The sequence below is a fragment of the Myxococcus eversor genome (assembly GCF_010894455.1).
Classification (GTDB): domain Bacteria; phylum Myxococcota; class Myxococcia; order Myxococcales; family Myxococcaceae; genus Myxococcus; species Myxococcus eversor.
The window spans coordinates 115,972-136,518 of the sequence record NZ_JAAIXY010000002.1 but is presented as its reverse complement, the minus strand read 5'-3'; the positions used below and the strand labels follow the sequence as shown (position 1 = coordinate 136,518).

Annotated in this window: 21 protein-coding genes; 9 read left to right on the top strand and 12 right to left on the bottom strand. The window is 68.5% G+C overall.

What is annotated here, in order from left to right; all coding sequences use genetic code 11:
* The first annotated feature begins 79 nt into the window (after positions 1 to 79).
* The 4 genes from G4D83_RS04070 (at position 80) to G4D83_RS04060 (ending at position 1,819) form a co-directional block, all read left to right on the top strand.
* Positions 80 to 598 carry a nuclear transport factor 2 family protein gene (locus G4D83_RS04070; protein ID WP_163863031.1) on the top strand — a complete coding sequence of 173 codons (519 nt, stop codon included), beginning with the start codon at positions 80 to 82 and terminating at the stop codon, positions 596 to 598.
* Between the two features lie 240 nt (positions 599 to 838).
* The gene (locus G4D83_RS45865) at positions 839 to 1,063 is read left to right on the top strand and encodes a hypothetical protein (protein WP_240356138.1); all 225 of its coding nucleotides are present in this window, start codon (positions 839 to 841) and stop codon (positions 1,061 to 1,063) included.
* Positions 1,044 to 1,355, top strand: a complete 312-nt coding sequence (locus tag G4D83_RS45860; protein WP_240356137.1) for a hypothetical protein — start codon at positions 1,044 to 1,046, stop codon at positions 1,353 to 1,355. The genes G4D83_RS45865 and G4D83_RS45860 overlap by 20 nt, the downstream gene beginning before the upstream one ends.
* Before the next feature lie 2 nt (positions 1,356 to 1,357).
* The gene (locus G4D83_RS04060) at positions 1,358 to 1,819 is read left to right on the top strand and encodes an SMI1/KNR4 family protein (protein WP_240356136.1); all 462 of its coding nucleotides are present in this window, start codon (positions 1,358 to 1,360) and stop codon (positions 1,817 to 1,819) included.
* Positions 1,820 to 1,833: 14 nt separating this feature from the next.
* Here G4D83_RS04060 and G4D83_RS04055 read toward each other — a convergent pair whose 3' ends face one another.
* Both G4D83_RS04055 and G4D83_RS04050 read right to left on the bottom strand, forming a co-directional pair.
* Positions 1,834 to 2,670: a ceramidase gene (locus G4D83_RS04055; protein WP_163863029.1), complete on the bottom strand. Its 837-nt coding sequence runs from the start codon at positions 2,668 to 2,670 to the stop codon at positions 1,834 to 1,836.
* Positions 2,671 to 2,713: 43 nt separating this feature from the next.
* Entirely contained in the window at positions 2,714 to 4,081 is a 1,368-nt protein-coding gene (locus tag G4D83_RS04050) for a hypothetical protein (protein ID WP_163863027.1), read from the bottom strand.
* A gap of 331 nt (positions 4,082 to 4,412) precedes the next feature.
* Between G4D83_RS04050 and G4D83_RS04045 the strand changes: the two genes are divergently transcribed.
* Positions 4,413 to 6,863, top strand: a complete 2,451-nt coding sequence (locus G4D83_RS04045) for an ABC transporter permease (RefSeq protein ID WP_163863025.1) — start codon at positions 4,413 to 4,415, stop codon at positions 6,861 to 6,863.
* A gap of 78 nt (positions 6,864 to 6,941) precedes the next feature.
* Entirely contained in the window at positions 6,942 to 7,325 is a 384-nt protein-coding gene (locus G4D83_RS04040; RefSeq protein WP_163863023.1) for a hypothetical protein, read from the top strand.
* 109 nt (positions 7,326 to 7,434) lie between these two features.
* Here the strand turns inward: G4D83_RS04040 and G4D83_RS04035 are convergent, their stop codons facing one another.
* The 7 genes from G4D83_RS04035 to G4D83_RS04005 form a co-directional block, all read right to left on the bottom strand.
* Positions 7,435 to 8,016, bottom strand: a complete 582-nt coding sequence (locus tag G4D83_RS04035) for an imm11 family protein (protein ID WP_163863021.1) — start codon at positions 8,014 to 8,016, stop codon at positions 7,435 to 7,437.
* 15 nt (positions 8,017 to 8,031) lie between these two features.
* Positions 8,032 to 9,381, bottom strand: a complete 1,350-nt coding sequence (locus G4D83_RS04030; RefSeq protein WP_163863019.1) for an AHH domain-containing protein — start codon at positions 9,379 to 9,381, stop codon at positions 8,032 to 8,034.
* A 74-nt stretch (positions 9,382 to 9,455) separates the two neighbouring features.
* Entirely contained in the window at positions 9,456 to 10,193 is a 738-nt protein-coding gene (ureG, locus tag G4D83_RS04025; protein WP_163863017.1) for an urease accessory protein UreG, read from the bottom strand.
* A 12-nt stretch (positions 10,194 to 10,205) separates the two neighbouring features.
* The gene (locus G4D83_RS04020; protein ID WP_163863015.1) at positions 10,206 to 10,868 is read right to left on the bottom strand and encodes an urease accessory protein UreF; all 663 of its coding nucleotides are present in this window, start codon (positions 10,866 to 10,868) and stop codon (positions 10,206 to 10,208) included.
* 16 nt (positions 10,869 to 10,884) lie between these two features.
* Positions 10,885 to 12,600, bottom strand: coding sequence for an urease subunit alpha (gene ureC, locus G4D83_RS04015; protein ID WP_163863013.1), 1,716 nt, complete (start codon positions 12,598 to 12,600; stop codon positions 10,885 to 10,887).
* Positions 12,597 to 13,367, bottom strand: a complete 771-nt coding sequence (gene ureA, locus G4D83_RS04010; protein WP_163863011.1) for an urease subunit gamma — start codon at positions 13,365 to 13,367, stop codon at positions 12,597 to 12,599. The genes ureC and ureA overlap by 4 nt, the downstream gene beginning before the upstream one ends.
* Positions 13,368 to 13,452: 85 nt before the next feature.
* Complete coding sequence (locus tag G4D83_RS04005) at positions 13,453 to 14,298, bottom strand: urease accessory protein UreD (protein WP_338041901.1); 846 nt, start codon at positions 14,296 to 14,298, stop codon at positions 13,453 to 13,455.
* A 174-nt stretch (positions 14,299 to 14,472) separates the two neighbouring features.
* Between G4D83_RS04005 and G4D83_RS04000 the strand changes: the two genes are divergently transcribed.
* Both G4D83_RS04000 and G4D83_RS03995 read left to right on the top strand, forming a co-directional pair.
* Positions 14,473 to 15,603, top strand: coding sequence for a saccharopine dehydrogenase family protein (locus G4D83_RS04000; protein WP_240356135.1), 1,131 nt, complete (start codon positions 14,473 to 14,475; stop codon positions 15,601 to 15,603).
* The gene (locus tag G4D83_RS03995) at positions 15,603 to 16,256 is read left to right on the top strand and encodes a TetR/AcrR family transcriptional regulator (protein WP_163863005.1); all 654 of its coding nucleotides are present in this window, start codon (positions 15,603 to 15,605) and stop codon (positions 16,254 to 16,256) included. The genes G4D83_RS04000 and G4D83_RS03995 overlap by 1 nt, the downstream gene beginning before the upstream one ends.
* Before the next feature lie 40 nt (positions 16,257 to 16,296).
* Here G4D83_RS03995 and G4D83_RS03990 read toward each other — a convergent pair whose 3' ends face one another.
* From G4D83_RS03990 to G4D83_RS03980, 3 genes are all read right to left on the bottom strand, one after another.
* The gene (locus tag G4D83_RS03990; RefSeq protein ID WP_163863003.1) at positions 16,297 to 16,659 is read right to left on the bottom strand and encodes a PilZ domain-containing protein; all 363 of its coding nucleotides are present in this window, start codon (positions 16,657 to 16,659) and stop codon (positions 16,297 to 16,299) included.
* Positions 16,660 to 16,741: 82 nt separating this feature from the next.
* Entirely contained in the window at positions 16,742 to 17,443 is a 702-nt protein-coding gene (locus G4D83_RS03985; RefSeq protein ID WP_163863001.1) for a TFIIB-type zinc ribbon-containing protein, read from the bottom strand.
* A gap of 22 nt (positions 17,444 to 17,465) precedes the next feature.
* Positions 17,466 to 18,887 (bottom strand): galactose oxidase-like domain-containing protein, encoded by a 1,422-nt coding sequence (locus G4D83_RS03980; RefSeq protein ID WP_163862999.1) that lies wholly within the window; start codon positions 18,885 to 18,887, stop codon positions 17,466 to 17,468.
* A 214-nt stretch (positions 18,888 to 19,101) separates the two neighbouring features.
* On the opposite strand from G4D83_RS03980, the gene G4D83_RS03975 reads away from it, so the two are divergent.
* Positions 19,102 to 20,544, top strand: a complete 1,443-nt coding sequence (locus tag G4D83_RS03975) for an ELWxxDGT repeat protein (RefSeq protein WP_163862996.1) — start codon at positions 19,102 to 19,104, stop codon at positions 20,542 to 20,544.
* Positions 20,545 to 20,547: the final 3 nt, after the last annotated feature.

Genomic DNA, 20,547 nt, shown 5'->3' with positions numbered 1-20,547 from the left:
TGGCCCGCCCGGAGTCTTGACCCGGGGGTGGGCCGTGCCGCTTCATATCGCGAACTTCTCTTCGACGAGGTTGCCCCGCGTGTCCACTGTCTCCCTGTTGTTGTTCGTGCTCGCCGCCGCTCCCGTGACGGGAGCCTCCTCGGACCCGAAGGCCGCCATCACCACCGTGTTGGACGACTGGCACAAGGCCGCCGCCGACGCGGACGAGGCGCGCTACTTCGGGTACTTCACGCCGGACGCCGTCTACATGGGCACGGATGCCACGGAGCGGTGGACGCGCGACGAGTTCCGCGCCTGGGCGAAGCCGTACTTCTCCAAGGGCAAGGCGTGGAGCTTCAAGGCGGTCTCCCGCTACATCTTCGTGTCGAAGGACGGCGCGGTGGCGTGGTTCGACGAGGCGCTGGACACGCCCAACCTGGGGCCAAGCCGGGGCAGTGGTGTGTTGGTGAAGGACGGCGCCACCTGGAAGATTGCCCAGTACAACCTGTCCATTCCGATTCCGAACGACATCATGGATGAGGTGGTGAAGCGCATCCAGACGCAAGAGCCCGCGAAGCCCGCGCCGGCTCCGGTGCCTCCGGCTCCGAAGAAGAAGTAGTCACGAGGGATGAGGTGCGGAGTCGTGGTGCGGTGCGTGCCACCACGACCTCGCGCGAGGCGCGTCTCCCCGATGGTCTTCTCGAATTCATTGAGGCAATGTCGCCCTGTGTCCTTCTCCCTCGGGTCTTTGTCTCGCGCGAGCAAGTCCCTCCTGCTGTTCGTCATTTCAGGTTGCGGCTCAGCCACGATCAGCTCCGCTGGTGCCACACCAGCCACGGCGAAATGGATAGGTCCATCGATGCCGACGCCTGATGGTGGTTCGGTGCGAACGGCCATCTATTACGGCCCCTGGCAATGCAACGCGCAGTGGATGGCGCGGTGTGAGCAACGATGTGCCACGGCCGGGCACGCGCTGCTCGGCTGTATCTGGTTGGCGGACATCAGGGGGGATTGGACGGGGCGCTTCCTGGGCTTGCCTGCCGAGGGGGGGCACTCGCCTCGCAGTGACGCACTGCTGCTGTGACTACCCGACGGTCAGCAATGCGGAGGAGATTCGCCGCCAGTGGGACAACGTGCGGAAGACCTTCCGGCGCACCTGGGCAGAAGAACTGGGCGAGTGGCCACAGACCGCTGGCCGGAACTGGCCGGGGCACCACATCCACGACCTGCTCCATGGCGGACATCCCACGGCGCAGTCGAACGTGCTGCCCCTCCCCGAAGAGGTGCACAAGGTCGTCAACGACGCGTACCCTGCATGTTATGCCAGGGACCCGCGATGGCTCTCCATCGGCCCAGTGAAGCCGTACGTGGACTGACCATGACGATGGAAGAACTCCTCGCCGAAGTCTCCTGTGTCCATCATCCGCATGCACCCGCGGCGCGGGCGGAGATCGCCGCTTTCGAGGAACGGGTGGGCTGGCGCCTGGATGATGAACTTCGCGCCTTCTATCAACACTGTGATGGTGCCGAGCTCTTCGACCCGTTGCCGGATGCGCGCTACAGCATCCTCTCGCTCGCGGAGATTCGACGTGCACGCATCGCGATTCGGGGAAGAGACGAGGACTCGGCGGGCCCTGCTGGCTGGTGGGCGCTCGTGGATGTCCAGGACGGGGACTATGCCCTGCTCGACGTCAGCGCTCCTCGTGACGGCGGATACCCACTCCTGGATGGGTGGCACGAATCGTATCCACTCAGGTGCCGGCCGATTGCCGCATCCTTCCGTGAGTTTCTGGAGCGAGCGCTGTCGGGTGGCGACAAGCTCTATTGGCTGAACGAGTAGGCTCGCTCCTGTCGTCAGGTGGGATTCGCTCCGTCCCGTGACGAGGGTGGTGCCACCTGCTCCCTGAGCCGTGAAGGCAACAGGACTCGCGGAATCACGCCGAGCACGGCCCGAAGCTGGGACTCCTTTCCCAGCGTCCTCAACCGCTCCCGCGCAATCACGAGCAGGAGCGCGTTGAACCCGAAGGCCACGAGCACGTGCCACCATGCATGGAATTGGGGGTTGGGGATGCCTTGTGCCGGAAGCGTCTCGTTGAGCGTGGGGCAGAAATGGATGTCACTCACCCACAACACAATCGCGAGCGCATAGGCCCCGATGCCGAGCTGGAACAGTCGCTTCGTGGCCATGTCCGGACTGCGCCGCTGCAGGAAGTACGTCCGCCCGAGCGCGAAGAACTCCAGCGACGCGAAGCTCACCTGGAAGAGGAAGAACTGCACCGCGCCCCGGGTGAACGCCGTCAGGTACGTCACCAGCACCGCGTGCCCGAACAACGCCCACGGAAACCAGCTCCCGAACCGTCGTTGGGGCCGGTCCTCCAGCAGGATGTAGACGATGACGATGGCCAGATAGAGCATCGGCAACTCGTCCAGCATCTGGTGCTCGCGGCGCAGCGTCATGTGGAACGCCGTGCTGCCCACGCCCACCAGCGCGAGCAACGCGAAGGCGAGGAGGAACCGCCGCTCCAACACCCGGCGGTGCAACACGACGCCCAGCACCCCCGTGAGGACCAGGATGAGACTGGACGCCGAGTTGAACAGCTCTCCGACGTGGAACAGGTGCTGGTAGTTCGTCTCGCACCAATCCACCGTGGAAGTGCTCGGGCCCCAGAAGCCCGTCGTGGTCGAGGACATGATGCCCGGCAGCGTAGCACCCGGACTTCACGTCTACCTGCACTCAGCGCGGCGCGACGATGTAGCGCCCCAACCGCGACACGGTGCCGCTCACGGTGTTCGCCGCCGTGTCCACCTGCGCTCCCGGAACCTCCTGCGCGATGCTCGCCGCGGGCTTCCAGTAGAGCGTGAGGGAGGACTCGGACGCGCCCGTGGGCATGAGGCTTGGGTCGTAACGCACCGTCAGTCGAGCCTGCTTCAAGAGCGGTTCTTCCCCGAACGTGAAGGAGTAGTTGTGCGTCCCGGCGAACGATTCCCACCCGGTCGGCACCACCATTCCCGAGCGCCAGCTTCCAGGCCCGACATGAAAACCCTCGGCCACGGCCCCCGCTGGAAGCTCCCAGTGCACTCGCCCTCCATACATGGAGATAGTGCCGCCGGCAGGGGTGAAGCTCGCCACGTCACCGCATTGGTTCGGGCGCAGCTCTCCCGCCATCGTCAGCCCCGTGAAGGTATCCTCGCCCGCGAGCCCGTCCAGGAGGCGGTGATACTGGTACATGGACGTGGCGAGGGGAACGCCCTGGTAGAGGACCTCCGTCCCATCGCCTCTGGACCACAACGTGTCGATTCGCCGCACGCTCTCCGCGAGCTGCGGATAGTCGAGCCCGTGCTGCTGGCACAGGTTCCAGGCCGTGGGTGCGAACAGCTCGTTCGTCGCATCACACAGGCTCTGGGCGTCTCCGCTGACGCGGTAGGAGACCGCGCGCACGAACCACTCGTGAGAGACCTCATGGCGCAGGAAGAACACGACGTGCGCGTACTCGTGTGCCACCAGCACCTGGTTCGCGCGGGCCAGCGCGTTCTCCACCGTCAGGGGACGCGGGACGTTGGGCGGCTGTGCTCGCGATGCCTCCAACTCCCACAGGCAGACGTTCGACCCGGGCCCTGGACCTTCCGGTGTGGAGTTCATGAACGACGCGCCCGCGAGGTTGCCCGGACTCCCGCACACGCTGTCCGAGGCGAGGTGGATGTCCACCGGCATCATCTTCGGCGTCACGTCGACCCCCGTGAGTGACAGCAGGTCGTCCTTCACCGCGCGGAAGCCCGCGTAGCGAGCGAAGATGTACGACTCCTCGATGGGGCAGGGCGCCTGACAGACGATGCGGAACGTGTCCCCGGCGCGCTGATAGGCGACGTAGGACTGCCCGCCCAGCGTCACCGTCTGCGCGGGAATCGAGGGCACCTCGATGGGAGGCCCAGCATCGGCCCCGGCATCCGTCCCGCCATCGGTCCCCGCATCTGTTCCCGCGTCGCGCCCCTGGACACCCGCGTCGACAGGGTCACCGGGCGACGGGTCCTCCTCGTCGCCACAGGCCGTGAGCAAGAGCAGCGTTCCGAGCAGGGCACATCGCGCGAGATGAAGGAGGGTCATGGAGGATGTCGTCTCAGGGGGGTTCGCGAAGACGGATATGGCCCATTTCTCCTGTCGTGGGTACCCGTCCTCCCCGGAGTCTTCACCTGAAGTGGTCGCATCCCAACGCTTCGGCGAGGTCCGCGCGAGCCCTTGGCGTCGTCTCCCCGTCCGTCATGCACCACGAAGCGCGAGTGAGGCGCTGGCAGGCCCCACTTCGTGTTCCACGGGTGGGATTGGCTTGTCCCATAAGTGGTGCGCCCAGGAGCCCGCTGGAGTGCCAGGCGGGGGGCGCTCCGTGGCACGCTTATTCCATACCGGGGAGCGGCATCCCCGGAACGGAGCGCGCGGCATGACGGCAGTCTGGCAGGACCTTCGGTATGCCGCGCGCGGGCTGAGGCGCGCTCCTGGCTTCACGCTGGTGGCGGTGGCGGTGCTCGCGCTGGGCATCGGCGCGAACGTGAGTCTCTTCTCCGTGCTCCACGCCGTGCTGCTCAACCCGCTGCCGTACTCCGAGCCGGAGCGACTGGTCGTCGTGCAGCAGGCGAAGCCGGGTGAGCTGGGCGGAGTCGCGTATCCGAACCTGCTCGACTGGCGCTCGGGCAGCACGTCCTTCGAGCGGCTCGCTGTCTACACGTCCACCCGCTTCACGCTGAGCGGTGACGGTGAGGCCACGCGCGTCACCGGTGTCATCGCCTCCTCGGACCTGTTCCCGTTGCTGGGCACGTCGCCCCTGTTGGGGCGCACCTTCCTCCCCGAGGAGGACCGACCCGGAGGTGGGCCCGAGGGCGCACGGCCGGTGGTGTTGAGCCATGCGTTCTGGCGCAAGCACTTCCCTGGCGCGGGCGCGGGGGATTCGGGCGTGTTGGGGCGCGTGGTGCGACTGGATGACCTGTCGTTCACCATCGTCGGTGTGTTGCCCGAGGGCTTCAGCTTCCCGCTGCTGCACGAGCCCGCGGACCTGTGGGTGAGCGTGGCGGTGGACGCGGAGCCCAGCGTGTACGGCGGTACCATTCCGTCCAGCCGTGGCTACATGCGCTACGACGCGGCCCTGGGCCGGCTGAAGCGGGGCGTCTCCGTGGAGACCGCGCGGCAGGAGCTGAGCGCGCTCGCGAAGGAGCTGGAGACGGCCCATCCGGACAGCGGCACGTTCACCGGAGTCGAGGTCGTCTCCGGGCTGGAGCGACTGGTCGGCCCCGTCCGGCCGGTGCTGTTGCTGCTGTTCGGCGCGGTGGCCTGTGTGCTGCTCATCGGCTGCGTCAACGTGGCGAATCTGCTGCTGGCCCGTGCCACGGTGCGACGGCGTGAGGTGGCGGTGAGACTCGCGTTGGGAGCGAGCCGCGCGCGCGTGGTGCAGTGGATGCTGACGGAGAGCCTGGTGCTGTCCTCCCTGGGCGGCGCGCTGGGCCTGCTGCTCGCCGTGTGGGGCGTGGATGTGATTCAGGCGTTCGCTCCGGCGGAGGTGCCTCGGCTCGACGAGGTGCGCGTGGACGCCGTCGCCCTGGGGTTCGCGGTGTTGCTCTCACTGCTCACGGCGCTCGCGTGTGGGCTGGTGCCCGCGCTGAGTGGCACGGAGCCGGGGCTTCGCGAGGCGCTCAAGGACGCGGCTCGGGGAACCACGGGTGGACGCTCGGCGATGCGATTGCGCGGTGCGCTGGTGGTGGCGCAGACGGCGCTCGCGCTGGTGCTGCTCGTGGGCGCGGCCCTGTTGGTGAACAGCCTGGTGAGGCTCACGCACGTGGACCCGGGGTTCGAGACGCGCGGGGTGCTGGCGGTGAGCCTGGACCTGCCCGTGTCCCGCTATCCGATGCGCTCGGCGAGCGTGACGGGCTTCTATGCGCGGTTGGTGGACCGGCTGCGCGGGATGCCCGGCGTGCTCTCCGTGAGCACCGCCGAGGGGCTCCCGTTGAGCGGGATGAACAACGGCACCAGCGTGCAGGTGGAAGGGGCTCCCGTGCGCAAGGACGAGGCGCGGCTGCGCTTCGTGGGGCTCGACTACTTCCGCACCCTGGGCATCGGCCGTGTCGCGGGTCGGGACTTCGCGGTGGGCGATGACCGGACGAGCCCCTCCGTGGTGATGGTGAATGAAGCCTTCGTGCGGCGATACCTGGACGGACAGGCCCCGCTGGGGCGTCGGCTGAAGCTGGGGTGGGGCGGCGAGGCGCCGAAGGAGATTGTCGGCGTGGTGCGGGACGTGAGGCACCAGGGGCTCGGCGCACCGCCGGAGCCCGAGGTGTATGTCCCTCATGCCCAGTTCCCACTCAACGCGCTGACGGTGTTCCTGCGGACGTCGAGCGAGCCGCTATCGCTCCTGGCCACGGTCCGCGCGGAGGTGCGCGCGCTGGACGCCGGGGTGCCACTGGCGGGAGCGCGGACGGTGGAGGGCTTCATCGAGGAGGCCCTGGTGCCGCAGCGCTTCGTGACGTTGCTGCTGGGCGCGTTCGCGGCGGTGGCGCTGGTGCTGACGCTGCTCGGACTGGGCGGCGTGATGGCGTACACCGTGGCGCAGCGCACGCACGAGTTCGGCGTGAGGGCGGCGCTGGGTGCGCAGGCCTCGGATGTGCTGTGGTTGGTGTTGCGGCAGGGGATTCGCCGCACCTGCGTGGGCGTGGCGCTGGGTCTGGTGGGCTCGCTCGTGCTCACGCAGGTGCTGGAGCGCTGGCTGTACGGCATCACCGCGACGGACCCGTGGACCTTCGTGGGGGTGTCGTTGCTGCTGACATTCTGTGCGCTCCTGGCCTGCTATCTGCCGGCACGACGGGCGACGAGGGTCTCCCCACTGGTCGCGTTGCGGGCCGAGTAACCGCGCGCGGCGCGGTGTCCTGGTGGTGTTGACGGCCTGGGTGGGAATATCCTGGGCGCATTGTTCGAAGGGGGCGCCATGTTTGATCATCCCCATCCGTGGCTTTGGGCCGTCATCAATCTGCTGGTCATCTATGTGGGGGCACTGGCCATCAAGGCGGTCCGGAAGCAGCGCCACAGGCGGAACTGGATCCTCACCCATGGCCGACGGGTGAAGGCCACGTTGCGCGAAGTCGACACCGGGTCCATGTTCCCGCAGGAGGAGGCGACCCTCAAAATGTCGCTCCTGATGCACGAAGGGGAGCCGGGCAAGGACTGGCTCCTGGAGCAGGTGCGTTTCGTGGAAGGGCGTGAGCGCATCGGCCAGCTGACAGCCGGCACGGTGTTGGATGTGGCCTATGACCCCGCGGCCCGTGAGAAAGATCCGCTGATTCTCCAGGTGGATGGCGACACCGTGATTTGAGTCGCATCGACAGTGCCTCCCAGGCTCTGGACGGTGGAAGGCAACTGATGTGGGCCATGCCCCCTCGGACCGTGAGAAGGGTTCGCGGCGGCCCCGACGGAAACGGTGGCTACCGCGCGGGTCCCGTCACGTCCGTGAACTTCGCGCCGGTGATACCCGCTCGCTCCATGGCCTCTTTGATTTCTTCGGAGACAACCAGGGCCACCGTCCAACCCCAGGTGCGGAAGACCTTGGCGCTTCCCACCTGTATCGGGTCGATGCGCATCCCGGCTACCGAGGCGTATGTGCCCACCTTCTCGGGCAACCCATCCTCCGGAGTCCAGTACCGCACCTCTTCGCTCGCCGTATCGTCGATGCACTTCACCAAGCGAGTGGCGTTGAGGATGAAGTGTTGTTCCGGGGAGTCGAGTTCCACGGGAAAAAGCTGCACGTCGTCGGGTGCCAATGCGGTGAAGAGGGGTGCCGCCTTCGCATGGATGACGGGGAGGCTGAATGCCGCGTGTGAGTAATCGAGCGGCTTGCCTGGGTGCTTGACGGGAATCTGGATGCGCTCAGTGGATTCAGTCGGATGCCCGCTCCTGAACCGCCATGGGTCCTCAATCTTCTGGCCCTCCTGGTCGAGCGGGTGCCCCAGTTCCCACCGGCCGGCGAGGTACACGTCATCAGTCAGTTTGAAGAACCGCTTCGGCATGAAGTCAATCTTCCGTCATTCAGTTCGGGTGACCCACCGGTTGAGTCGTGTCCCCGTCTTCGCGACCTCGCGAGCCAACATCCCGAGAATCCTGGTCAGCGCTTCTCGGCAGCGCTCGATGCTCTTGCAGGTCGAGGTGGCCTCGTCCAGTCGCTCGTAGACCTCTTCATGGTACTGCCTTGGATGAGGCCCCTTGTGGCCGGGGACTCGGACCAGGTTCGCCGCGTCGTCGAGCGACATGCCCGCCCGGTCGAAGACTTCTTGATACCTGGGCGTCCAAGGGCCTCCGTTGTTGGTGGACGTGCCGAACTTGTCGGAAGCAATGTGATGCCAGGGGCCCTCTGTGTCGACCGGAGCAATGCTGGTGGCGCTCGTTTCGCGGGCTGACATTGCCAGTGCGCCAGGTGCGAGCGCGATGGTGATTGCGCCCTCGGCGGGAATAGCCACCGCGCCGACCTCCGCGAGCGCCGCGAAGCGGAAACCGCCCTGGACCTCGGCCAGTCGCATGGCCTGGACGGAGCCCGGAAGTCCTGGTGCCTTGGTTGCCAGCCCCGCTGTGCTTCCCACGGCAGCCGTCGCGAGCATGATGAATACACGTGCCGAATTCTCGCCGAGGACCTCGCCGTAGCTTTCGCCGGCTGCGCGCAGTTCGTCGAAGGTCGTGGCGTGCCCGACGTCTTCCGCGAGGCGCTGCCAGCCTGCAATCAGGCTCCAGACGGTATCGATGCCCAAGTATGCGATGAGACATGCTGTCAGGGTGGCGGCCACGCCTTTGCTCACGGGCTCGGGTAGCAACCAGAGGCCGAGATACACGCTCATGGCAGTCATAATCGTGTTCCGCACCGCGATGGGGTCCGCCATCTCAACCAGCGCTTCTTGGGTCTCCCGCAGGACCGAGCCGAGGGCGAAATGAAGAGCGATGGTGCGTCTGGCCTCTTCGTCGAGCGTGGGGCCATCCTCCAGCAGCCGAAGGCAGTCTCGGGCGTGCTGCGTCTGCTCGCACCAGCGACCATAAGCCCGCGTCAGCACTGAGTCTGCTTCTGGCCTCCAGGCCTCGCTGGGGTGGTCGCCGATAGACACGAGGCCCAAGCGTCCACGCACGTTCGCGTAAGCCTCATGCGAGGGGGGCCCCAACAGCCGACGAGCAGCCGACCCAGGTTGTGCGGACCTGCGCACACCCCGACCCAGACTCGCGATTGCCTTCGTGAAGTCGTCCTCATCCAGTTCCACGACCGCAACGTCATGGGGGCGTGGGGTGAAGGTGATGGGCTCGCCCGAGACTGTCTCCAGGCGCACGGTTCTGCTCGCACCTCCGCAGCCGACCACCATCAAGAGCAGCAGGGGAAGCACCCCTCGTGGTGACATGCGGAGCCTCTTGATGCGAGTTCACTTCGTCGGACGCTCCATCGAGCGCCCTCACAGCATCATGAACCGCCGGGTCAGGACGCGCGGGCCCCGGTGCGCTGCTTCCACGCGGTGAGCAGGTGTTCGACGACCTCGTCCAGGCCCACGTCCTTGGTGACCTGGGTGAAGACGAAGGGCCCGCTGCCGCGCATCTTCTTCGCGTCGCGCTCCATCACTCCCAGGTCCGCGCCCACGTGCGGCGCCAGGTCCGTCTTGTTGATGATGAGCAGGTCCGACTGCGTGATTCCCGGCCCGCCCTTGCGTGGCACCTTGTCCCCTCCCGCCACGTCAATGACATACACCGTGTAGTCCGCCAGCTCCCGGCTGTACTGCGCCGCCAGGTTGTCGCCGCCGCTCTCCACAATCAGCAGCTCCGGCGTCAGCTCCTCCATCAACTGCTCCAGCGCCAGCAGGTTGTGGCTGATGTCCTCGCGAATCGCCGCGTGTGGGCACCCTCCCGTCTCCACCGCCTTGATTCGCTCCGGCGACAGCGCGTGGTTGCGGACCAGGAACTCCGCGTCCTCCTTGGTGAAGATGTCGTTCGTCACCACGCCCAGCCGGTAGCGCTCGCGCAGCCTGCGGCACAGCGCCAGCACCAGCGCCGTCTTCCCACTGCCCACCGGCCCGCCAATGCCGATGGTGAAGGCCCTCGACTGGTAGTCGCGCTTCTTCGGCTCCTCCCGCTCCTCGAAGTGGCCCGGATGGTCCCACTCCTCATGCGTGTGGTCGTGCTCGTCGTCATGGCCATGGCCGCGGTGGTCATCGTCGTGCATGTGCGCTTCACCTCAGGACAGGAAGAGTCTCGAATAGAGCCGGTCGTGCGTGGAACCCAGCAAGTCCAACAACGGAGACGGCTGCGCCAGCTCCTCCAACCCCAGCCCCGCGCAGCGCTCCCACACCGTGTCCAACAACGTCGCCGCCTGATGCTGGAGCTGGTGCGACTCGTGCGTGCCGATGATGCCCAACCGCACCGCCGCCGACAGCGTGCCTCTCAGCGTCAATGACAGATGCAGCCGCTGCGCCTCCGCCAGCTCCACCTCCAACACGTTCAACACCGCGCCGAACACCGGCGCGTGGTGGAAGCCCAGCCCCGCCGCCCGCGCTGACTCGCGCAGTGGGCCCACCGGCCCCGGGAAGATGCGCGCGCACGTGTCCAGGAACGCGCGGCCCTGCGTGCGGCTCGCCCGGTGCGCCACGTGGCTGGTGAGGAACGCCTCCGCGCGCGCGTCCAGCTCCGGCAGTCGCGACGGCTCGCGATGCGCCGCGCTCAACAGCGGCAGCGCTCCATACCCCGCCTGCCACAGCAGCTCCCGCGCGAAGCGGCGCAGCTCCGGCGCGCCGCGCACCTCGCCCGCCTGCACCGCCGCCTCCAGTCCCCCCGAGTGCGCGAAGCCCCCCGTGGGAAACCCCGAGTCCGCCAGCTGAAGCACCTTCCAGGACGAGCCCATGGCGCGCGGCTCCCGGTCAGAACAGCGAGTAGCGCTGCGCCAGCGGCAGCTTCACCGCAGCCTCACACCGCAACAGCTCCCCATCCGCCCGCACCTCGTACGTCTCCGGGTCCACCGTGATGACCGGCAGCGCGTCGTTGAGCCGCATGTCCCGCTTGCTCAACCCCCGACACCGCTTCACCGCGACCACCCGCTTCGTCAAACCGAGCTCGCGCGTCGTCCCCTCCGCCAGCGCACGCGGCGAGACGAACACCACGCTGGTGGCCCCGAGCGCGCGTCCCCGCGCTCCGAACATGGGCCGCATCAGGTACGGCTGCGGCGTGGGAATGGAGGCGTTGGCGTCACCCATCTGTCCCCAGGCGATGAAGCCGCCCTTGATGACCAGCTCCGGACGGATGCCGAAGAAGGCCGGCCGCCACAGCACCAGGTCCGCCAGCTTCCCCACCTCCACCGAGCCCACCTCGTGGGACAGCCCATGGGCGATGGCCGGGTTGATGGTGTACTTCGCCACGTACCGCCGGATGCGCAGGTTGTCGTTGTCGCCCGTCTCCTGGCTCAGCCGACCGCGCTGCTCGCGCATCTTGTGCGCCGTCTGCCACGTGCGACAGATGACCTCGCCCACGCGCCCCATGGCCTGGCTGTCCGAGGACATGATGCTGATGGCGCCCAGGTCATGAAGGATGTCCTCGGCCGCAATCGTCTCGCCCCGGATGCGGCTCTCGGCGAAGGCCACGTCCTCGGGAATCTCACGGTCCAGGTGATGGCAGACCATGAGCATGTCGAGGTGCTCGTCCAGCGTGTTCACCGTGTACGGCCGCGTGGGGTTGGTGGACGAGGGCAGCACGTTGTCCACGCCGCACACGCGGATGATGTCCGGCGCGTGGCCACCGCCCGCGCCCTCGGAGTGGTACGTGTGGATGGTGCGGCCCTTGATGGCCGCGAGCGAGTCATCCACGTAGCCCGACTCGTTGAGCGTGTCCGTGTGGATGGTGACCTGGACGTCCTCGTCCTCGGCCACGGTGAGGCACGTGTCGATGGCGGCCGGCGTGGTGCCCCAGTCCTCGTGCAGCTTCAGGCCGATGGCGCCCGCGCGAATCTGGTCCACCAGGCCCTCCGGCATGGACGTGTTGCCCTTGCCCGTGAGGCCGATGTTGAGCGGAATCGTGTCCGTGGCCTGGAGCATCCGCTGGAGGTTCCAGATGCCCGGCGTGCACGTCGTGGCTTTCGTGCCCGTCGCGGGGCCGGTGCCTCCGCCCACCCAGGTGGTGATGCCGCTGGCGAGCGCCTCGTCCGCCTGCTGCGGGCAGATGAAATGGATGTGCGTGTCCAACCCGCCCGCGGTGACGAGGTGCCCCTCCGCGGAGATGGCCTCCGTGGTGACGCCCACCACCATGCCCGGCGTCACCCCGGCCATGATGTCCGGGTTGCCCGCCTTGCCGATGCCGACGATGCGGCCCGCCTTGATTCCGATGTCCGCCTTGTAGATGCCCGTCCAGTCGAGGATGAGCGCGTTGGTGAGGACGACGTCCAGCGCGTCCGCGTCGCCAGCCCCCGCGCGCTGGCCCATGCCCTCGCGCAGCACCTTGCCTCCGCCGAACTTGCACTCGTCACCGTAGACGGTGGCGTCGCGCTCCACCTCGGCCCACAGCCCCGTGTCGCCCAGCCGCACCTTGTCTCCGGTGGTGGGCCCGAACATGTCCGCGTAGTGGCGCCGGTCCATCTTCCGACTCATTCGCGCTCCCCCTCATGGCCGAAGCCTCGCGCACGGACCGCTTCCATTCCGCGCGCGAGATTCTCGGCGGACACCTTCCCGCTGCCCAACGCGTTGCCGCCGCGCACCACCTGCTCACCCGCGATGGCCACCAACTGCACCGTCTTGCGCTCGCCCGGCTCGAAGCGGACGGCCGTGCCCGCGGGGATGTCCAGGCGTCGGCCGTAGGCCTTCTCGCGGTCGAAGGCGAGCGCGCGGTTCGTCTCGAAGAAGGGGTAGTGGCTGCCCACCTGGATGGGACGGTCCCCCAGGTGCGTCACGGTGAGGGAGAGGGTGTCGCGGCCCGCGTTGAGCTCGATGTCGCCGGGCTTCACGCGCACTTCACCGGGCACTCCGTCTCCCGTGGACACCGGCGCGCTGAAGCGCTCCAGCGAGGGCACCGGCAGGAAGCTGCCGTACAGCGCCAGCTCCAAATCCCCATGCTCGGCCACCACCGGGTGGTGCACCGTCACCAGCTTGGAGCCGTCCGGGAAGGTGCCCTCCACCTGCACCTCCGCGAGCATCTCCGGCACGCCCTCCATCACCTGCGCGCGTCCCAGGAAGCGCCGCCCCAGGTCCATCAGCTCCGCCACGCTCCTGCCGTCACGGATGAACTCCAGCAACTGCGTGGCGATGAGGGCGACGGCTTCCGGGTAGCTCAGCCTCACGCCTCGGGCGAGCCGCTTCTGGGCCAGGAAGCCCGCCTGATGCAGCAACAGCTTGTCGACGTCGCGAGGGGACAGGTGCACGAGACCAACTCCCAGGGGCCCGAAGGCGCCATGACTTGACGCGTCAACACTAGTGCAACGTGTCGGGCGTCGCCAGGGAGGAGGTTCAGACGCGGCGTGCCCAGGGGTCGTCCCCGAGCAGCGCGGGGAGGAAGGAGAGCCAGTCCCGGGTGGTGCGCACCAGTTCCTCCACGGACACGGCGGCGGCGCGCACCAGCAGGCCCTGGGTGCCCAGCGGGCTGGAGGAGGGGATGAGGGAGGCGCGCGAGGTGACGGGCAGCGCGGTGATGCGGGCGTGCAGCGCCTCGCGCACGGTCGCCAGCGCGGGGCCGACGAGGAGGAGGGTGGCCATGGCCTCGAAGCGGCCCAGGCGCTCCGGGAGCGTTCCGTGCGTGGGGTCCAGCAGCCAGCGCTCGTCGATGAGGGCGCGCTCACCCACGTGGACGCGCAGGGTGGAGGCGTAGTGCGAGAAGGCCCAGCGCTCGCCGCTGGCGCTGCGTCCGGAGGTGATGAGGTCCGCGAGGACGAGCGACGCCCCGGGCGCGAGCTGGAAGGCGAGGGTCTGGCTGTAGCGCGCGCCGGTGAAACACGCGGTGGGGTCCGGCACCCAGGCGAGCAGCGCGTCCTCGCCCACGCGGGCCGACACGTCGCTGCGACAGCCGGAGGGCGAGCGGTAGACGCGATTGGAGCCCTGGGAGGACACCCACGCGGTGGCGCCGGGCGCCACGTCCACCTGGAGCGAGAGGTGGTCCCCATCCACGAGTCCGCCGCCGAACGAGCTGGTGTAGGCCCACGCGGCGTGGCCGTGGTTGCGCGGGGTGAGCAGGCGCAGCGGGCTGTGCGCGAGCGCGGTGCGCACCACGGTGCGTGGGCCGGAGCGCTCGAAGGCGAGGTGGGCGAAGCCCGCGCGTCGGGGTGTCTCGGGGAGGGGGGACAGCGGGGCCAGGCTCACGCGGTCAGCCTGGGCCAAACGCCGCTGGAGCACAACGCCCGGCCCGTGGCGAGTTGCCCACGCGCGCGCCTCTGACGGGAATGAGCCCCTCGCTCCCACCAGGGCGTCCCGGGCGATTGTCGTGAAAATTAGGTCATGTGACCTATATTGTCCTCGTCGAGGCACGGACGTCCCGTGTCCACCCGTGTGGGAGTCGTCATGGTGTCCGAGGGAAGTGTCGTGCTGGTGGGGGGCTACGGCGTGGTGGGCGTCCGGCTCGCCCGCTTGTTGAGGGAGCGCCATCCCGGGCTGCCGCTCGTCATCGCCGGCCGGCGGCTGGAGCCCGCGCGCGAACTGGCCGCCGAGCTCGGGAACGCCGAGGGCGTGGCGTTGGATATCCGGGCCCCGTCACCGCTGGCGGTGCTCGGTGCGAAGCCTCGGGCCGTGGTGTCGTTGGTCAATGACCCGGAGGACCATCTGCTGATGTCGGCGGCGCGCGACGGCGTCCCCGTGCTGGACATCACCCGATGGACGTCGCGAGTGAGGGCCGCGGTGCTGCGGCTGTCGGGCACGCCTCCGCGCGGGCCGGTGATGCTGGGCTCGGCGTGGATGGCGGGGCTGGTGCCTCGGCTGGTGGCCATGGCCGCGCGGCGCCTGGGACGGCTGGAGCACGTGGACGTGGGCATCCGCTTCGCGCTCGCGGACGAGGCGGGGCCGGATTCCCTGGAGTACATGGACCGGCTGGGGCTGTCCTATGACGTGACGGAGCAGGGACGGGAGCGCCAGGTGCTGCCGCTGACGGACGGGCGGCGCGTGACGTTCTCGGACGGACGGAGCACGCGGGTGTTCCGGCTCGACACTCCCGAGCAGGCGACGCTGCCCATGGTGCTGGGCGCGCGCGGCGTGGCGACGCGGCTGGGGTTCGACTCGGGCTCGGCGACGTGGTCTCTCGTGGTGCTCCAGCGGCTCGGAATCCTCCGCCTGCTCCAGCATCCCCGGCTGACGCCGCTGCGCCGCGCGCTGCTGGCGACCCACGGCACCGGAGGCGAGGCCGCGTGGGTGGCCGACCTGGAAGGAGCGCACGGCCGCACCCGCATCGAGGTGGTGGACCCGAAGGGCCAGGCGCACCTCACGGCCGTGGGCGCGCTGCTCGGCGTCGAGCGACTGTTGGGGATGGATGGCGCGCCGCCTCCGTCCGCCGGCGTGTGGTTCCCCGAGCACGAGCCCCGGCCCGAGGAGCTGCTGGCCACGCTGCGCGCCTGTGGCGTCACCGTGCGGCTCGATGAGGTAGCGTCCTCCGAGGTGCCGACGAGGAAGGCGGCCTGATGTCCCCACGCGCGAGCAAGTCTCCCGGGAAGCTCCCCTCCGCGAAGCCGCGAGCGGGCACCGCCGTCCACGCCAAGGGACATGAGCGCGTGGAGCGCATCCTGGACGCGGCCATGGACGTGCTGGTGGAGGACGGCTACGCGGGGCTGAGCCTGCGCGGCGTGGCCCAACGCGCGGGCCTGAGCCTGGGCAATCTCCAGTATTACTTCCCCACCAAGCAGGACGTGGTGCGCGCGCTGCTCGCGCGCTACCTGGAGACCGCCATCCGTCGCGTGCGCGAACGCATGGACGGCGGAGGACAGGAGCCGGCGAAGCGGCTGCGACACGCACTGGACGCCTTGCTGGAGGACCAGGAGTCCCCCCGCCACTTCCAGCTCTTCGCGGAGCTGTGGGCGCTGGCCGCTCGCGACGCCATGGTGGCGGAGGCGCTGGGGGTCTTCTACGCCGGCTATCGCGAGGGCGTGGTGGCGCTGCTGCGAGAGCTGTCTCCCGACCTCACGCCCGCTCGACGGGAGCGACGCGCGGCCCTGCTGGTGGCCTTCTTCGAGGGGCTCTCCCTCTTTCGCGGCGGAGGCAGCCTGCGTGCCTCCTCCGTGCCCGGGTTGGAGCAGGAGCTGCGCGCCCTCTGGGACGAACTCGCCGGACGGCCCTGAGCCTTCCAGCGCCGTGCGACGAGGGAAGCTCCGGGGGCCTTCAGTCCTCTTCGACGACGAGCACCGACTTGAGGCGCTCCAGCGTCTCCGGGGTGACGTCCGTGAACGCGAGGCCTACTTCGTAGACGGCCACGCCGTCCTTGGGGAGCTTGCGCAGCCATGCCACGCGCGCGCGACATTCCAGCGTGGAGCCGTCTCCCAGAAACAGGTCCACCTCGAGCTGGGTGCCCTCCGCGTACTGTTCGTCGGAGTAGATGCGGACGCCGCCCAGGCTCGCGTCCAGCACCTGCCGCTTGTCGCCGAATTTCAGACGCGCCGGGCGCGCGTACAGCGGCGCCTGAAGACGGGGAAACAGACGACGGTCATCCGGCGGAATGCTCTTCGTGCTCACTTGGCTCATCATTCGGCACTCCCCCCGTCACAATCCGGCGGGTCTCACGGGACTGTCACGAGCATAGGGGATTCAGGCGCGGTGTGAAGGTGGGTCAATGGAACAACCCCGCCACCACCTCCAACAACCCACCCATCGCTTCTCCCACCAGGTTCGCCCCCTCCACGGCCGCCTCGGCGGCGGAGCCCAGTCCCTCGCTGGCCGCCTCCACCGTGACGCCCAGCATCTCGCCGACCTCCACCACGTCCGCCGCGTCGCCCGCCCGCTCCAGGGAGGTCGTCAGGACCTCGGCGGCCCGGGAGCGCTCGGGGCTGCCCGCCGTCACCTGGGACAGCGCCGCCACCGCCACCGCCGCCGCGGCAGCCGTACCCACCACCGCCGCGCCCACCGCGAGCGGACGCTGGGAGCGCTGGTGCCAGTCGATCAACGCCTTGAGCTCGTTCGCGTCCAGCCAGAGGCCATGGCAGCTCCCACACAGGTCGACCGAGCACACCTCCGTGCGCACCTGGGAGAGGAACTTCGCGCAGGACGGACAGCGCGCCGCGGGAGCGCCGCACAGCCCGCACTGCTCATGCGTCGCCGGGACATGGTGCCGCGAGTGACGGCAGCGCCGGGTCGCCGTCGGCAGGGCCGCCCGGAGGGCCTCCGTCTTCCAGCCCGGTGCCAGCCGCTCCAATTCACCCGCGTCCAGCCAGTGGCCGTGACAGCGGGTGCAGGTGTCGACGCAGACACCGCGCAGGTCGATGACGCGCAGCGTGGGAGCAGGTTGTGTGCAGACGGGGCAGTCGCTCTTCATGCGGTGTGCATTCTTCCACGAATCAGGGCGGGGGAATGCGCAGCCTCCGGCCACTGGAAGGCACGCCCGCGCTGTTCACGATGAAGAGCTGGTAGTAGCCCGGCGGCGCGAGGTTGCGATTGGCGGGCATGGTGGCGGTGATGCTTCCCGCGTCGCGCGTGAAGGACAGCGTGAGCAACCGCTGGTTCTGGTCGAACGTGTGCGTCGTCGCGTTGAGCGCGATGAGGGACACGCGGGTGGTGCTGGCCGCGTCGGGTGTGGTGATGGTGATGGTGCTCGCCGGCTGGGCCGTCGTCGGGGCCGCGGTGACGACGGGGCGCGCGCCCTTGAAGAGGTAGGGCGGTGAGTAGACCTCGGCGGTGCGCTCCATGTTGCCTCCCGCCGACAGCACGCGTCCATCCGGCAGGAGCACCCCGGTGGAGTGATAGCCCCGGTAGCGCACGTTGCTCGCGAGCGAGGTCCAGGTGTTGGTGGCGGGGTTGTAGAGCTCGGCGTAATAGACGGGGAAGTCGGACGAGTCGAAGTCCGGGCCGCTGCTGCCTCCCAGGACGAGCACGGTGCCGTCCGGCAGAATGACGGCGTTGTGCTGCCGACGGCGGATGCTCATCGGGGCCATGTATTGCCAGGTGGGGTTGGCCGCGTTGAGGTCAATCTGCTCCACGGTGGAGGTGGGGGGCTGTCCTCCGCCGATGAGGAGCACCTTGCCGTCCAGGTAGACGGCGGGCCCGTAGCTGCGGGTGCCGTAGTTGCTCACGGGCCCGGTTCTCCAGGCGCCATTGCTGGTGGGGTCCAGCCAGAGCGAGCCGCGCAAGGAGCCGGCGTAGAAGAGCTGCCCGTTGGGGGCGAGGAACATCTTCGGGTAGTAGGGGATGTCCATCGACGCGTTGGTCAGCGTCCGCCAGGTGTTCGTCCCCGCGATGAAGCGCTGGGGAATGAGGTTGATGTCGTTGGCCCCATTCATCTCTCCAGAGGTGACCACGATGTCACCGTTGTTGAGCGTGGTGTTGGTGGGGTACCAGCGCGGACCGTTCATGTCCGGCATCTGCGTCCAGGTGTTGCTGAGGTAGTCGAAGATGCTCGCGTGGGGGAGGCCCACGTGGCTGGCGATGTGTCCTCCGGTGACGAGCAGCTTGCCATTCGAGAGGAAGGAGTGGCCGGAGCAGAAGATGTTGTAGCCCGCATAGGGATACTCGGTGAGCACATTGGTGGCGGGGTCCCAGCGTCGGGGCGGCAGGGCCCCCTCCTCGAACTCGCCGTAGAACATCACCTTGCCATCGGGGAGCAGGCTGGTGTGGGTGGCGGAGATGGGCCAGTTCATGACACTGGCCCATCGGCCGACCTGAGCGGGGGCCGGCTGGGCGCGGGCCGACGAGGCACACACCACGAGCCCGAGCAGCCAGAGCGCGCTGACGCGCGGCGAAAGCGTGACACAGCGGTTCGTCATGGAAGGGGAGACTCCGAACGCGGGGTTGTCCAGGCGCGGGCCAGAACGTAGGGGCGAGGCCGACAACGTCGAGCTGTTCCCGAGTCCCGTTCGCTGACGATTGCCCGACGAGACGCTGCCACTGGAGGGTCGTTGTCGCGCGTCGCGAAGTGTCTTCAGTCTCGGGCCCGCGCGAGTGATGGCTGTCGACTCGAGCGGATGAGGAGAAGTCCCGATGAGGTACAGGTGCTGTTTCCTGGTGGTGGTGTGTTTGCTGGCGAGTTGCTCGTCGTCTTCGGGGTCGCCGGAGCCGGTGCAGGCGGGCTCATCGCTGCTCGCGGGTCCCTGGGAAATCTGTACGAGGACCGCCGTGTCGCTGGGGGTCTCCCTGTTGGAGGAGTCTCCGTTCGCGCCGCCCGCGGAGCTCGTGACGCCCATGGCGCCCAGCGCGGGAGGCATGGTGTTCAGCGTGGACGACGGGGTGCGAGGCAGCGAGCCGTGGGTGAGCAGCGGCGCTCCGGGGGCGGGCACCCGGCTGCTGAAGGAGATCATCCCTGGAGCGGTGGGCTCGCACCCGACCTGGTTCACGACCGTGGGGAGCCGGGTGTTCTTCGCCGCCGATGACCCGGTGGCCGGGCGCGAGCTGTTCGTGACCGATGGAACGGTCGGTGGCACCCGCCGCGTGAAGGACATCTGGCCCGGCGCGGTGGGCTCGTTCCCGAATGAGCTGTTCGCGTTCAACGGACTGCTCTACTTCGCCGCGGGGGACCCGACGCATGGACGGGAGCTGTGGCGCAGCGATGGCTCCGCCGCCGGGACCTTCATGGTGGAGGACTTCGAGCCGGGCATCGAGGACTCCTCGCCCCATCGGTTCACCCTGGGGGGAGACGGCTCGCTCTACTTCCTCGCGTCGTATCGCGGCGTCATCACGATACTGCTTCGCTCGGACGGGGGGCCAGGCGCCGACGAGGTGTTCCGGATGTCGAGCGACCATGGCTTCCAGCTCCCGTTGGTGGCCGTGGGCAGCAAGCTGTTCTTCGCCGTGGGCGTGTCGCACTCGGGTGGAGCGATGCTGATGGTGACGGACGGGGGGGCGCCTCCGGTGATGCTGCGTCAGTTCGGGATGGTGGGGGAGATGGCGGGCGTGGGAGGGAGGTTGCTCTTCAGCGCGGCCATGGGGATGGACAGCGACGACATGGAGCTGTGGCGCAGTGATGGCACGGCTTCGGGGACGGTGCTGGTGGAGGACATCCTCCCGGGGCCCATGGGCTCGAATCCCGACCACTTCACGGTGCTGGGCAACCAGCTCTTCTTCGCCGCGGACGATGGCGTCCATGGCGTGGAGCCCTGGGACAGCGACAGCACGGCGGCGAAGACGCGTCTGTTCGGCGACCTGGAGGCCGGAGCGGGGAGCTCGTTCCCGGACGTGCTGACCACCGTCGACAACCTGTTCTTCTTCAGCGCGGCGATTCGCAACCGGGGCGCGGAGCCCTGGGTGAGCAACGGGGTGCGCATCACCACGGTGTCCCTGACGGAAATCGCACCCGGTCCGCTCGACTCCTTCCCGAGGAGCTTCACGCGCTCCGGTCAGAATGTCTTCTTCACGGCGCAGGACAACAGCGGCGTCCGGTACGTGTATGCGCTGCCCATCGCGCCCGTGGGAGGGTGTCCTCCCTGAGCC